Source organism: Caloramator sp. mosi_1 (genome assembly GCF_028622835.1).
Lineage (GTDB): Bacteria > Bacillota > Clostridia > Clostridiales > Caloramatoraceae > Thermobrachium.
In genome coordinates, this window is the sequence record NZ_CP117677.1 from 536,199 (window position 1) to 550,229 (window position 14,031).

The following is a 14,031-nucleotide window of genomic DNA, read 5'->3' on the forward strand; positions in this document are numbered from 1 at the left end:
TATGAACCTTGAAAATTCAATTACTAACAATAAAACAAATGCTTCATAGTTTATCTGTAGATGCATCAAGAAAAAGTTCCATAAACATAAAGAGCAAACCACTTAAGTAGTTGATATGCACTTAAGTGGTTTGTTTCATTATATTAGAATATTACTTAATATTCAAAGACTGAATTGCTTCTTCTATTACCGCTTTTGCATTTTTTATTACCCTTTGAGCCTCTACTCTATATATAGGTTTATCTTTAAATCTATTTTCTTCTTTAACTGCAACATCAGCAGCAAAAATTACTAAATCTGCCTCACTTACTTCCTTTTGTGATATTTTATTCTCTATTCCTATTGAACCTTGAGTTTCAACTTTTATACTATAACCCAAACTTTTTGCAGCTCTTTCCAACGCTTCTGCCGCCATATATGTGTGTGCTATACCTGTAGGACATGCTGTTACTGCCACTATCTTCATTTGTCTCACCTCTCTTAATTATAAAACGTCATCTTCTACAACTTCAACATTTTTCTTTAATGCATTAACCATTAGAGCCGTTACAATAACACCTACAACAACAGCTAATATAAACATCAATCTATTATCCACAACTGGAAGAACTATTGGACCACCGTGTGAGTGCATGATCTCCAACCTTACCTATAGCTGCAATTGCAGCACCTATTGCTGAACCTGTCATTATGGAAGGAATTACTCTTAATGGATCTGCTGCTGCAAATGGAATTGCACCTTCAGTTATACCAATTAATCCCATAGCAATTGCACCAATTCCTGCTTCTTGTTCAGCTTTTGTATATTTTTTCTTATTCATTAGTGTAGCTACTCCCATTCCAAGTGGAGGAATACATATTGCTACAGCAACTGGCCCCATAATTGTAGCTATTCCTTCTCCAATCATTGCTGCTGCAAACATAAATGCTACTTTATTAACTGGTCCACCCATATCAAACGCAATCATTGCACCCATTATTAATGCTAAGACAACAGAGTTCCCTGTACTCATTGATTTGAGTGTATTAGTTAAACTATTCATTAGACTACTTATTGGTGATCCTATTACATAAATCATTAGAAAACCTACTATTAATGATGTAAGTAATGGTATTACAAATATTGGCATTATAGGTCTTAAGTTTTTATGAACCTTCCATCCTTTAATCCATCTGGCGGTGTATCCTGCTATAAAGCCTGCAACTATACCTCCTAAAAACCTGCTTTGATATTACTTGCAAGCACTCCACCTACAAGACCTGGAGCAATTCCAGGTCTATCTGCAATACCAAAAGCAATAAATGCTGCTAACACTGGAACCATCATTGTAAAGGCTGCTGCTCCAATATCCATCATACTCTTTAATAAAGGATTTGTAACTACCGCACCTTCTCCTGCTTTAACTCCACTTAAAGCAATTGAGAAAGCAATAAATACACCACCAATAACTACTATTGGTAATCATGTACGAAACTCCTGTCATTAAATACTCTCTAATCTTTTTAATTCTTCTTTCATTTTAATCCCCTCATCCAATTAATATTTATTAAGAACTATAAGTTCTCTCGATTAAATTGAATTTAAAATGTTTGCAACTTCATCTCTAGATTGCGATTTTCTAAGCTTATCAACAAAGTTTTCATCCATAAGTTTTCTAGAAATTCGAGATAGGATTTGTAAGTGTAAGTCATTAGCATCTTTTCTGGAACGCCTAATAAAAATACTAAATCAACCGGATTATTATCTAATGATTCCCATTCAACTTTTTGTTCAAGTTTTGCAAATACCATTACTGCTTCATTAACAGCATCTGTCTTACCGTGTGGTATTGCAATTCCATTTCCAACTCCAGTTGTAAAAGTTTTTCCCTTTCCAATACTGTTTTTACATATTTGTCTACTGAATTAATTTTACCAAAATTATAGGCTAACTCTGCTAATTCTTTTATAACCTCCTCCTTTCTATTAGCATTTAAGTTTAAAACTATTAAATTTTTGTTAATCACCATCAAAAACGCCTCCTAATATACGTTTTACTTCTAATATTTCCTTGGAATCTCTAATTATATTAACAAAACCTTTCTCCTCAATTGCATTATAAAGTTTTTTAAATATAAATTTTCCTTCTTTTAAATCTTTTTTGATATACTTATCATAAACACCACATCTACATATTCATTACCCCATAATATAGGTTCCTTTAAAGTTAATAATGATAATTTTGTCCTTTTCACCAACTCTGGATTAGCGTGGGGTATAGCTATACCATTTCCTATTGATGTATAGGTCATTTTTTCTCTTTCAACTAAATTTGTATAATATTCCTTATCTACATAGCCTCTCTTTATAAGTTCAGATGATAAAAACTTTAATATTTCATTTTGTTCTTTGAAACTGTAATTCAAAAATATTAAATTTTCATCAATGATACTTTCAATAAATGCTGTATTTTCTTTTTATTTTTTATACCATTAATAAAGTATTCTATTTTTTTATGTCATTTTGGGTAAGGATAGGCTTTATTTGTAATACAGGTTTTTTGTTATTATAGGTATTGTAGAAATTATAAAATCAATATCATTTAAGTTAATTTTTTCAAGATCTAAATATGAAATTGTATCAACTATATCTATTTCTCTAAAACTATTTTCTATCCTCGCCGCCAAAAGCTGTGAGGTACCTATACCACTTGAACATACAACAATTACTTTAAAAGGCTTTATATTTCTTTCAATAGCTGCTCCAATATGTAATGCTATATAACCAATTTCTTCTTCAGGAATCTTTACACCTAAATATTTGTTGAATACAGTACTTGACATCCAAGCTACTCCAAAGAACTCTGAATAGTTTTCTTTTATTTCATTTAATACTGGATTTCTAAGTGCTAAACCATATTTTAATCTATTAATTGTTGGTCTTAAATGTAATATTAATCCATTTAAAAGCTGTTCATCTTTTTCTAAATATATATCTAATGCCCTCTGTGCAATATCAATTATTTCTTTTGCCATAATAACTGATAAATCATCTTCTTTTATGTTATTAACTAAATTATTTAGATCATCTTTTTTATTTTGTTGCATCTTAGCACCGAGTATATGCATCAATATATATATAACCTCTGATTTTGGTAAACTAATTTTAAAAGCATTTTCTATGTTTCTTGTAATTTCTAATGCAATTTCATATTCTTCTTTATCTTTTATTTCATAAACAATATCCTCTGGTAAATTTATGTCTTTTCCTTCTTTTAGTCTTTTAATTGAGATTGCAATATGTATTACAAGACTTATAAACGCATCATCTGTAAACCTAACACCTAGTTTTGCTTCGGCGTCTTCTACAATGTTTTCAAGCAGCTTATAATCTAAATCTACTAATTCTTTCAATTTTTCTATCATCTTAAAATCTAACCTTGCTGCCACATTATTTAGTAAAATTTCTTCTAGTTCTTCTTTATCTTTTTCATTTACAATTAAATATGCTATAGCATTTCTAAAGTTATCTTCAGTACCTACAATTTGTATACCATAGTTTGTTTTTTAATAAGCTTTAAATTAAAATTTTTTAACCATTTATCTACTTGTTCAATATCTTTATGAATTGTTACTTTACTAACATATAATTCTTGTGCTAATTCTGATACTGTTATATTTGTTTTTGTTATAAGTAGCCTCTTTAGTATATAATTCTTTCTAAACTGTGGAGTATATGGTTCTATAAAACTACTATTATATTTATAATTTTGAAGAAGTTCTAAACGTTTTTCTTCATTAACTTTAAGTCTTATTCCATACCTCGGTTTTTTTCTACATAAACATCTTTTTCTAATAATACATTTTCAACTAATTTTATATCATTTCTAACTGTTTTATTAGACACATTTAATTTCTCAGCTATATTATCAATAGTTATATAAGAATCATTTGTTTCTAAAAGAATTTCTATTATCTTATTTACTCTTTCTTGGCTCATATTTTTCCCCTTTTACCACATTAATTGTGGTAACTATTATTGATTTTTGTATTTTATATACATTTCTTAATTATATTATAATTTGAAAAATATAGTTTTTTCAATACTTCTAATCTATATTTGTATTTCCATATTAATGTGGTAAATGTTTAATAATTAATAAATATAAATTATTTAATAGCTTTTATTTTATGTAAATACTTAAATTTTTTAAAATAAAATAGGGGTCATCCATAACTTTTGTAGAACACATTTATGGATTCCCCTTAAAATAAACGCATCTCTTACATCTCTATCAAATTTCCTCCAGAAGCTCTGCTGTGTCTCTACTGCAGGTTGTAAAAATAACCTGATGTTTTTCTGCAAACTTCTTTATAAGTTCTGCTGCCTTTTGTTTTCTATCTTCATCTAAATCTACTAAGCAGTCGTCTAAAACTATAAAGGTCTCTTTATCAAACATATTATCAATAAGTGCAAACTTTAGTGCAAGGGCAACTGTATCATATGTTCCAGTTGATAATAAATCTACTGAAATATTTGACGTATCATTACCTATTTCAAAATTCATTGATTCTGTAAAATCCTTAACCTTATACTTATTATTTGTTATATATCCTAAATATTCATTGAAGCTATCTATAATTGGAGTAAAGGTATTGTTATTTATTTCATCCAATGTCTCATCAATTATTTCCTTTAATTTAATTAAATTCATTGCCTTCTTTAAATAGTTCCTATAACTTTCTTCATACAACTTCATTTCTTCTTCAAAATCCTTACTTGACTTTTTATCTTGAAGCTCAAGCTCTATGCTAAAATACTGCTGCTGAAGTTTTCCTTTTTCACTAAATAGACTCTGTTCCTTCTCCTTCATTTCATTTAAATGATTATTAAACTCTGTTACCGTAGTAAAACCTTGTGGAAGTGGCTTAAGTTTAGCAAGCTCCTTATCTAACATTTTTATTTCAGACATAACATCTACTATTTTATTAAATAGCTCTTCAGGTGATATATACTTATTTTCCCAATCCTTTATAGTTGACTCTATATTAGTTACCTCTGCTAATATTCTAACCTTCTTATTATCTAATTCTACCTTCTCTTTTCTTATATCTTCTATTGCCCTTGTTACATTTACATCTCCAATTTCAGCAAGCTTCTTTTCTAACCCTTCTACCGTATCATCACCTAAATCCTTTTGTATATCCCTCTTTTTATTAACAATATCCACACTTAAAAGAGTTCTTTTTGTTGCAATCTCCCTTGCCTCATCTACATCCTTAACCTCAAACTTATTCAACAAACCAAAGAACTCACTCTTTAACCTTGTATATTCTTCCCTTATCTTCTCTACATCAAAATCCTTAAGTTTTATCTCTAAATCAAAATCATCTGTTTCAATCTTTGCAAATCCCTTTGCACTATCACTAATTGATTCATCTATTCTTCTCTTTTCCTCTAAATCCTTTGTTAAATAGATGCTGCTGCTATTTTTTATATTAATATTTACTGTAAACTCACCTAAATTTATTTGATTTTCTAACCTTTCAATTTCTCTTCTTTTCTTTTCAAGTTCTTTTACATCCTGATCTGAAATCTCCTTGAGCTCATCAAGTTTTTTCTTTAAATCTTCTACTTGAGTAAGTTTATCCTTTATTTGCCTTAATCTCTTTTCTATCTCTACTTTTTCCCTTGCCTTTAAGTTTTGTTCCTCTTCCCTTATTAGAACCTTTATCTTCTCTTCAATCTCATCTAACTCTTTCTTATTATTCTCTAATTTAGTTTGATACTGAGGCCAATTTCTTTGAACCTCACTTAATTTGTCATACTCAATTTTTAACCTATCCCTCTTTGGTTCAATCTCTGCCCTATTGAGTGCATCCTTTTCAAAGGCCTTTAGCTCATCTAACTCCTTTTTAACAGAAGTATATTCCTCTTCTATTTCCTTCAAACTCTTTAAAATTTTATCCCTCTCATCCTCAATTTCTATTACTTTTTCAAGCTCTATCTTTGCCTTTTCTTTTTGTAGTAGCTGTCCAAAATTAAGCCTACGTTTTTTAAATATGGATTGTTTATTCCTCTATTATTAAGGGGTGCTTCTCTATCTATATCCCAGTTATTTGTCAATTTTTTAATCTCTTCTTCAATATTGGACTTTAAATCCTCTATTGAAACACCATCTAATTCAAGTGTTGAAGTACTTACAAATTGAAAAATTGAATTTTTATCTCTTTGTCCTCTACTATATTTTTAATGGACTCTTTAAAATCCCTCTGTTTTTGAAATACAAGCTTATTATACGTTGCTTCACCTTCAATAAATATTTTATTTAGCTCTTCCCTTATTCTTTTTCATCGCTAATTTTAGTTCCCTGTATTTCTAAATAAGATGAAGGATTTTTGTCCGACCATCTTCTATTTATTTTTAAAACATCATTACCATTTTCAATCTCTAAATAAGCCTCTGCGTAATCTCCCTTTGGGTAGGGGAAAAATAGATTTTTAAATTCCTTATCTTCTCTCTTCTACTTCCTATTTTTGCATCCTTAAAAATTGTATTTGATATTGCCTCAACAATTGTACTCTTTCCTGCTTCATTTTTGCCATATACAACATTTAAGCCATCAGAAAACTCAACCTTCTTATCCCTTAAACCTGCAAATTGTTTACACTCTACCTTCCTTAGCTTCATTTTTTCACCTCCATTATCTTTTCGTAGGCAAGCTCTAAAAGTTCCTTATCTTCAATTTTGCTTAAAATTCTATGTGGAAGTGAACCTATTGAAAATTCTTTATCAATTTGACTCTTATCGAATTTCTTTCTTATATTATCACTGTATTCAAAGTAAAGAGCTTTCTTGATAGCTCATCAAAGCATTTCTTTCTATCATCGCTGTGATCTACTTCAATGCTTCCTGAAAAATATGTCCTTACTATTTTATTCTTTGGATTCTCCTCTAAAAGCCTATCTTTATAATCCTCAAGTTCCTTATATGAATTAATAATACACTTATCATCAACAAATTTATATGTACCTGTTTTAACCTTAACTGCATTGAAGTTGCCTTTATCTTCTACGTCAACAACCCAAGCATAACCCTCGTGTCTGCAGTCAAGTCCATCTGGTTCAGGAGTACCTGGGATTAATACCTTTTGGTTTTTTACCTCATCATTAAAGGGGTAATTTATGTGCATATGACCTACAACAGCCATATCTACATCTAAAGAGTTTATTTCATCAATACTCATACTAAAATATTCATCCTTCATATCAGGTGAAATACCCTTTATAGAACCGTGGGCAACAAGTATATTAAAGGCACTATTATCAAATTCCGTATAATTTTTAATCCAGTCAAGTCTATTTTCCTTTGAATGCTTTAAATCACAAAATGCAGGATACAGAATAACCTTTTCTTCATTTATTTCAAGTTCATATGGTCTATACTCATTTAAGATAATTATGTTTGTATCCTTTACACTATTTAAAAATGTTACCCAAAAGTTTGTTACATTGAAAAAGTCGTGATTTCCTGGAAGAATTGCTACATATTCGCCGTGGAACTTTCTTAAAATTGATATGATTTGATCTAAGTATTTTTGTTTGTGTCTGATGCACTCTCAAATAGATCGCCTGCGATTAGAAATAAGCTGCAACCCCTATCGTTTGCTATATTAACCATATTTTCTAATGCTTTAAACCTTGCCTCCTGAAGAACCTTACTTACATTTTCACTATAGTTTTTAAACTTCATACCAATATGAAGGTCTGAAGTTGCTAAAAACGAAATGCCATCTAATCATCCCCTTTAGTTTTTTCGTAAATGAGTTGAATATTAAATATATGCTACTATTACTTATATTAACACTTTACAGTATGTTACGCAAAGGTAAATTTTTACATTATATAACGCAAAAAGGACCGTCACAGACGATCCTTTAAAACTAAATTTTTCTTAATATTACACTGAACCACATTTCATCCTCTCTACCTTCTCTTACATCTTTTGTAATAAGCGTTTCTATTATTTTAAATTCTGGATGCTTATTTATAAGCTCCCTAAAGGATTTTTCTTCATAGAAATTAAAAACCTCCCATTTCTAAATTCCTCTTTATCTCCATACTTAAAGGATGCAAACAAAATGCCATTTGGTTTTAAAGCTCTTGATATTTTGTTTAAAATATCATCCATCTCTTTTCTTGGTACGTGCAGTAATGAAGCACAAGCCCAAACACCTTCAAATTCATTATCATAATCTAACTCATTAAATGCTTTGTGTACTGTTTTTCTGCCTGTTAATTTACTTGATAGTTTTACCATTTCAATAGACGCATCCAAAGAAATAACATCATAGCCTTTATCTAAAAAATACTTTGTATCTCTTCCAGAACCACATCCTAAATCAAGTATCTTTACTCCCTTGTCTAAATATTTTAGAAAAAATCATATAATTCCTGCATATCTGCATCTTTTGTATTTAAATAAAAATCCAGTGCATTATTGTTATAGTACTCTATTGTTTCATTCATTTTTAAATCTCTCCTTGTAATATTTGATTATTCTATAATCTAATGCATCTTTGAAGTGTTTTTTAAAAGCCTGGTTATCTAAATATAACTCTAAATCTTCAACTAAACAAAAATACTCTCCATCCCTAAAGAAAAATTCTGGATTCGTTTTGGATAAAAATTTTTCTGGATTATCCCTAGATAACTTTAAATACTCCCTCATTCCCCAATTTTTATAGCCTGCTGTATTTTTATCCTTCAACATATCTACAGCATTTGAAGAATTAGAATAGAAATTTTTAAAACTCTCATATATATCCTCATCAGATAGTTTTAATTTTATATTACCGTTGTTATAAAAAGCAATAAGTAGTGGCATTTTATAACTTTTAGCCATAGATGTTTTTTCAATAAAATTTATAAATTTATGTGCCAATGTACCATACATTTTTTCTTCATCTTCATCAAGTTCAAAATTTTTATATAAAAATTCAATATAATCGTTTAATATATTTATTTTAGAAGATTTTTTCATACTAAAATATATAGAGTCGTCAACATACTTATAAAAATCGTGTCTTAATGGTTTATATCCTAAAAATTCTTTTATCCTTAGATATTCATTAAAAATTATTTGCTCTATACCTAATAAATCATTCGCTTGTTTCTTGAAAATATCAATTATTCTAAAGTCAAAATCTACAATACAATTTTCTGGAAAATCCTCTTCATTAACAATATATCTGTTTTTCCTTATATTCTCTATATCATAATCTGAACCACTTAATAAAAATGGAACTAAATTAGCCTTTTTATAATTTCCTATAAAATCTAATACCGTTAAATAATTTTTGTTTTTAGATTTTCTTAATCCTCTTCCTAACTGTTGTAAAAATACAGTTGGCGATTCAGTTGGTCTTAAAAACATAACCATATCAATATCTGGAATATCTACTCCTTCATTGAACATATCAACAACAAAAATAACATTTATTTCTCCATTTTTAAATTTTTCAATTGCTTTTTCTCTTTCCAAAGAAAACTCTCCCTGTTCACCACTATATACAGCACAGGATTTAATTTTATTATCATTAAAATATTTAGCCATATATTCAGCGTGTCTTTTTGATGAACAAAAGGCTATGGTCCTTTGTTTGCTATACTTTAAGTAGTTTTTTAATATTAGATTCGCTCTTTTATTTAACATTAAAACTTCTTCTAATTCTTTCTCTTTATATTTTCCATTTATAACTGGAATATTAGAAAAGTCTGTTTCATCATATATCCCATAATAATGAAAAGGAACTAAGTAGCCTTTGTTTATAGCATCCTTTAACCTTAGTTCATAAACTACATTATAATCACAAAGTTCAAATATATCCTTATTATCTAACCTCTCTGGTGTTGCTGTTAATCCTAACAAAAATTTAGGTTCAAAATAGTTAATTATATTCATATATCTTGAAGATACAGCGTGGTGAAACTCATCTATTACTATATAGTCAAAATGATTATTATTAAAAAATTCTTTATTTAAATATTCTTCCTTTCCAAGTGTTTGAACAGAAGCAAAGAGTATATCACAATCTAAATCCTTAACATCAGCATTAAAAAATCCAATAGTATCTTCAGGTCTAACGTTTCTAAAGGATTCTGCTGCTTGTTTGAGTATCTCCTCCCTATGAGCAACAAATAGTACCTTTTTAAATTCTAAAGAATCAAAGGCAGCTAAATATGTTTTACCTATTCCTGTTGCAGCTACAACAAGTCCCTTATTAAATCCCTCTAATCTACTTCTTTTAAGTTCATATAATGCCTCTATCTGTGCTCCTCTTGGTTTATAAAGATTAATTATTTTTTTATCCTCATTATTTTCATCTAAAATAAATTTAGGTTTTTTCCATTGTAAACTATATTTTTTAATTCTCTATCATCAATTTTTATTGTATTTTCCTCAAATATTCTAAAGAATTCATTTTTAAATTCTTTAAAATCCTGTGGATTTGTTGTTTTTTCTATTCTATAATTCCACTCAACACCACTTATTAATGCTGATTCTGATAAATTAGATGAACCTATAAAAATATCTCCACCATTTTCATAATCAAATATATATGCTTTAGGATGGAATGATATATTTTCTTGCTTATAAAATCTTAAATCTACATAATCTCCCAGTCTATCTTTTAAAAGATAGAGAGCAGAGGGTTGAGTTATATTTAGATATTTTCCTGTTATTATTCTAATTTTTGCTCCTCTATTTTTAGCTAAAATTAGTTCATCTAAAATCAATCTTATTCCTGATTCCATCAAAAAGATACAATAATATTTATTTCATTAGCTCTACTAAATGATTTCTTAAGCTCCGTTAAAAAATATCTGTACAACCAGTAAAACATTTTTTAATACTTATTCCTTGACTTAATTGAAGTCTTTTATATAATTCCTCTATTTTGCTATATACATCGTCTATTTCTTTATATTCAACATTTTTTAGTTCTTTATTTATCAATCCTATCTTTTCAGCAGCCATAGCTATCTACCTTTCTTTAGTCTTTATTATTATATTTTCTTCATTTTTTTAAAAATCCTTTTATAATCTAAGTAAATTTATCTATAATATATAAAAAGGCAGCCTTGCGGCTGCCTTATTCTTATAGCAATATTAAAGATGCAATGTAAACTGATAATATTGTTACCAATCCCATTAGAAGAGTTGCAACTGTTTGTGTCTTATAGGCTGTTTTAACATCCATTCCTCCAAATTGAGATACAACCCAGAAGTAGCTGTCATTTGCGTGGCTTACAGTCATAGCTCCTGCTCCTATTGCCATAACAACAAGAACTCTTGCAACCTCAGATGTTAAACCTAATGTTGGAAGAAGCGGAAGCATTAATGCAGAAGTTGTCAAAAGCGAAACTGTTGATGAACCTTGTGCTGTCTTAATAGCTGCTGCAATTATAATGGTAGTATTATACCTATATTTAATCCTGCTAAGGTTTGTCCTAAATATTCTCCAACCTTTATTTCTTTTATAACATTACCAAGAGAACCACCCGCTGCTGTTATTATTAAAATCATTGCAGAATCCTTCATTGCTTCTTGAAGCCATTTATTTTTTATTTCCCTATCTACATTAGGTATTAATAAGAAAGCAAAGAACATACCTATTATTAATGCATTAACTGGAGTTCCAAGGAAAACAAATAGTTTAAATATAAAGTCCTTTCCAAATGGATTGCCAGGGAATTTTGCTATTGAACCTAATGCCATTAAAATTATTGGAACAACGATAGGTGCAAAGGACTTCCAAGCACTTGGGAGCTTACCATAATTTTTTATAACATCTTCATAGTTTATTGCGTCTGTTATGTTTGAATTATATTTTGAAGCAACCTTATTTGCATATATATTACCTACAATTAATGCAGGAATAGAAAGAATAAGACCAAACACAATAACAAGTAGAATGTTATTTAGCTCTAAGTTTGAAGCTGCAGCTATTGGTCCTGGTGTTGGTGGAACTAAAACGTGTGTTGCATAAAGTCCAGTGGATAGTGCAATTGACATAGCAACCAATGAAGTCTTTGTCTTTTAGCAAGTGCCTTATTAAGTGGAGTTAGAATTACAAAGCCACTATCACAAAAGACAGGAATTGAAACAATATATCCTATTATACTCATAGCCAATGTTGGTCTCTTTTCTCCAACAATTTTTATTACTGTGTCTGCCATTTTAATTGCTGCCCCTGATTTTTCAAGTATAGTTCCTATTATTACACCAGCAATTATCACTATACCAATATTAGTTAAAGTGTTTCCAAATCCCTGTGTAATTATTGTTGGGATTTTATCATAGGGTAATTTTGCTGCAAAAGCAAGTAAGTATGAAGCAAATATTAATGCTAAAAATGGATTGAGTTTAAATTTTGAGGTTGTAATGACAATAAAAACAATAGCAACTAAAAGTGCCAAAATTAAGTATGGACCAGACATAAATCCCCCTCCTTATATTTTAAGCCTTAAAGGCTTTTATACATCTAAATACCCTCTCAGTAACGTTTTGAATTAATAGCGGTGCATTTTTGTTGCATCTTCAATTTTCATTGGTTTATCTAAAATAGAAAATACAGTTGTAACTCCTATATCATAGAGTACATCAACATCCTCCACCGAACCTGCAATTACGATTAAGGGTTTATTGTATTTTTACAATACTTTGCTACTCCATATATAGTCTTACCATAGGCAGTTTGACTATCTATTTTTCCTTCTCCAGATACAACTATATCTGCTGTCTTTATCTTATCCTCAAGATTTAAAACATCCATAACAATATCTACACCACTTTGTAGCCTTGCATTTAAAAATGCCATAAGACCAGCACCTAATCCTCCAGCTGCCCCTGCCCCTTCATAATTTATTATCTCTTTATTGAAAGTCTTTTCTAAAATATTTCCAAAGTGACTTAAATTTTTTCAAGAATTTCAACAACTTCATCCGTTGCTCCCTTTTGAGGTCCAAAGACTCTGCTTGCACCATTTTCACCAACTAAAGGATTTTTGACATCACAGGCAACTATAAATTCACAGTCATATATTCTTTTATCAATCCCTGATATATCAATATAACTTACCTTTCCTAATTCTCCTCCACCTAACCCAATCTCATTTCCAAAACAATCCAAAAACTTTACACCAAGTGCCATTGCCATACCAGAGCCTGCATCATTTGTGGCACTTCCGCCTATGCCAATTATGAATTTTCTACATCCTTTATCTATAGCATCCAAAATTAACTGACCTGTTCCATAGGTTGTTGTAAAAAGCGGATTCCTCTCATATTCCTTTAAAAGATAAAGCCCTGATGCTGCCGCCATCTCTATTACTGCTGTCTTCCCATCGCCTAATATTCCATAGAAACTAAGTATTTGCCTATAAATTGGGTCCCTTACAATGGTCTTTACTATCCTACCACCTGTTGCATCAACTAAAGATTCAACTGTACCCTCCCCGCCATCTGCCATAGGTACACTTTCTATAACAGCATCATTAAAAACCTTTTTATTCCTAATTCAATATTTTTACACACATTAAGTGCAGACAGACTTCCCTTAAATTTATCTGGAGCTATTAAAACCTTCATCAAATCACCACCTATATTTATTCTATTACTATGAAAATAAATATAAAATGTAGATTTAATATAAAGTTTATAACTTCTTTTTCTTATTTTTGTACTAAAAAAACAAATACCCCATTATTGGGATATTTGAGGCTGTTGATAAAACTATAATATGTTTGGCCCCTTGAAGGATTTCCTTGGCATTCCTTCATTTCGCTAATCAAGTGTAAGCTTTTCTTTGTTTGAAAAGTCCTACCCTCGCGATGCCCTCATCCTTGAGGGCTGCTCGGCTCGGCACATCGTGTGCCGAATTACGGACTTTTTCAAAGTCGAAAAGCAACACTTGCTAAAGCTTATGAAATATGCCAATTTGAAATCCTTTCAAGGGCCAATTTCATAATCAATGCATCTTTTATGTTTG

At 29.8% G+C, this 14,031-nt stretch carries 16 protein-coding genes and 4 pseudogenes; all 20 read right to left on the reverse strand.

Annotated elements, in window-relative coordinates:
- Positions 1-151 precede the first annotated feature (151 nt).
- The 20 genes and pseudogenes from PL321_RS03775 to PL321_RS20905 all read right to left on the reverse strand — a co-directional run bounded on the left by PL321_RS03775 (position 152) and on the right by PL321_RS20905 (position 13,631).
- Positions 152-466, reverse strand: a complete 315-nt coding sequence (locus tag PL321_RS03775) for a PTS fructose transporter subunit IIB (RefSeq protein ID WP_273963520.1) — start codon at positions 464-466, stop codon at positions 152-154.
- Positions 467-590: 124 nt separating this feature from the next.
- Complete coding sequence (locus PL321_RS03780) at positions 591-1,208, reverse strand: PTS fructose transporter subunit IIC (RefSeq protein ID WP_337961060.1); 618 nt, start codon at positions 1,206-1,208, stop codon at positions 591-593.
- Positions 1,209-1,213: 5 nt separating this feature from the next.
- A complete protein-coding gene (locus tag PL321_RS03785; RefSeq protein ID WP_273963521.1) occupies positions 1,214-1,357 on the reverse strand; it encodes a hypothetical protein in 144 nt (47 codons plus the stop codon).
- A gap of 213 nt (positions 1,358-1,570) precedes the next feature.
- The gene (locus tag PL321_RS20895) at positions 1,571-1,648 is read right to left on the reverse strand and encodes a hypothetical protein (RefSeq protein ID WP_443110733.1); all 78 of its coding nucleotides are present in this window, start codon (positions 1,646-1,648) and stop codon (positions 1,571-1,573) included.
- Between the two features lie 110 nt (positions 1,649-1,758).
- Positions 1,759-2,009 (reverse strand): annotated as a pseudogene (locus tag PL321_RS03795) (PTS sugar transporter subunit IIA); the annotation flags it as partial.
- A gap of 120 nt (positions 2,010-2,129) precedes the next feature.
- On the reverse strand, positions 2,130-2,438 hold the full coding sequence (locus PL321_RS03800; protein ID WP_337961062.1) for a PTS sugar transporter subunit IIA: 309 nt from the start codon (positions 2,436-2,438) through the stop codon (positions 2,130-2,132).
- A gap of 81 nt (positions 2,439-2,519) precedes the next feature.
- The gene (locus tag PL321_RS03805) at positions 2,520-3,428 is read right to left on the reverse strand and encodes a BglG family transcription antiterminator (RefSeq protein ID WP_273963524.1); all 909 of its coding nucleotides are present in this window, start codon (positions 3,426-3,428) and stop codon (positions 2,520-2,522) included.
- An 89-nt stretch (positions 3,429-3,517) separates the two neighbouring features.
- The gene (locus PL321_RS20900) at positions 3,518-3,838 is read right to left on the reverse strand and encodes an HTH domain-containing protein (RefSeq protein ID WP_443110734.1); all 321 of its coding nucleotides are present in this window, start codon (positions 3,836-3,838) and stop codon (positions 3,518-3,520) included.
- Positions 3,790-3,978 carry a helix-turn-helix domain-containing protein gene (locus tag PL321_RS03810; protein WP_273963526.1) on the reverse strand — a complete coding sequence of 63 codons (189 nt, stop codon included), beginning with the start codon at positions 3,976-3,978 and terminating at the stop codon, positions 3,790-3,792. The genes PL321_RS20900 and PL321_RS03810 overlap by 49 nt, the downstream gene beginning before the upstream one ends.
- A gap of 295 nt (positions 3,979-4,273) precedes the next feature.
- Positions 4,274-5,929 (reverse strand): ATP-binding protein, encoded by a 1,656-nt coding sequence (locus PL321_RS03815; protein ID WP_273963528.1) that lies wholly within the window; start codon positions 5,927-5,929, stop codon positions 4,274-4,276.
- 53 nt (positions 5,930-5,982) lie between these two features.
- Positions 5,983-6,105 (reverse strand): hypothetical protein, encoded by a 123-nt coding sequence (locus PL321_RS03820; RefSeq protein WP_273963529.1) that lies wholly within the window; start codon positions 6,103-6,105, stop codon positions 5,983-5,985.
- 324 nt (positions 6,106-6,429) lie between these two features.
- Positions 6,430-6,669 (reverse strand): AAA family ATPase, encoded by a 240-nt coding sequence (locus PL321_RS03825; RefSeq protein ID WP_273963530.1) that lies wholly within the window; start codon positions 6,667-6,669, stop codon positions 6,430-6,432.
- A 130-nt stretch (positions 6,670-6,799) separates the two neighbouring features.
- Entirely contained in the window at positions 6,800-7,591 is a 792-nt protein-coding gene (locus PL321_RS03830) for a metallophosphoesterase family protein (RefSeq protein WP_337961063.1), read from the reverse strand.
- The gene (locus PL321_RS03835; protein WP_273964382.1) at positions 7,567-7,767 is read right to left on the reverse strand and encodes a metallophosphoesterase family protein; all 201 of its coding nucleotides are present in this window, start codon (positions 7,765-7,767) and stop codon (positions 7,567-7,569) included. The genes PL321_RS03830 and PL321_RS03835 overlap by 25 nt, the downstream gene beginning before the upstream one ends.
- Positions 7,768-8,025: 258 nt before the next feature.
- Positions 8,026-8,406: pseudogene (locus tag PL321_RS03840) on the reverse strand (class I SAM-dependent methyltransferase); the annotation flags it as partial.
- Between the two features lie 93 nt (positions 8,407-8,499).
- Complete coding sequence (locus tag PL321_RS03845; protein WP_337961064.1) at positions 8,500-10,410, reverse strand: DEAD/DEAH box helicase; 1,911 nt, start codon at positions 10,408-10,410, stop codon at positions 8,500-8,502.
- Positions 10,365-10,796 carry a phospholipase D-like domain-containing protein gene (locus PL321_RS03850; RefSeq protein ID WP_273964384.1) on the reverse strand — a complete coding sequence of 144 codons (432 nt, stop codon included), beginning with the start codon at positions 10,794-10,796 and terminating at the stop codon, positions 10,365-10,367. Before PL321_RS03850 ends, PL321_RS03845 begins: the two co-directional genes overlap by 46 nt.
- A gap of 58 nt (positions 10,797-10,854) precedes the next feature.
- Positions 10,855-11,019: a hypothetical protein gene (locus tag PL321_RS03855; protein ID WP_273963531.1), complete on the reverse strand. Its 165-nt coding sequence runs from the start codon at positions 11,017-11,019 to the stop codon at positions 10,855-10,857.
- A 121-nt stretch (positions 11,020-11,140) separates the two neighbouring features.
- Positions 11,141-12,482 (reverse strand): annotated as a pseudogene (locus PL321_RS03860) (GntP family permease).
- A gap of 19 nt (positions 12,483-12,501) precedes the next feature.
- A pseudogene (locus PL321_RS20905) lies at positions 12,502-13,631 on the reverse strand (glycerate kinase).
- Between the last annotated feature and the right edge of the window lie 400 nt (positions 13,632-14,031).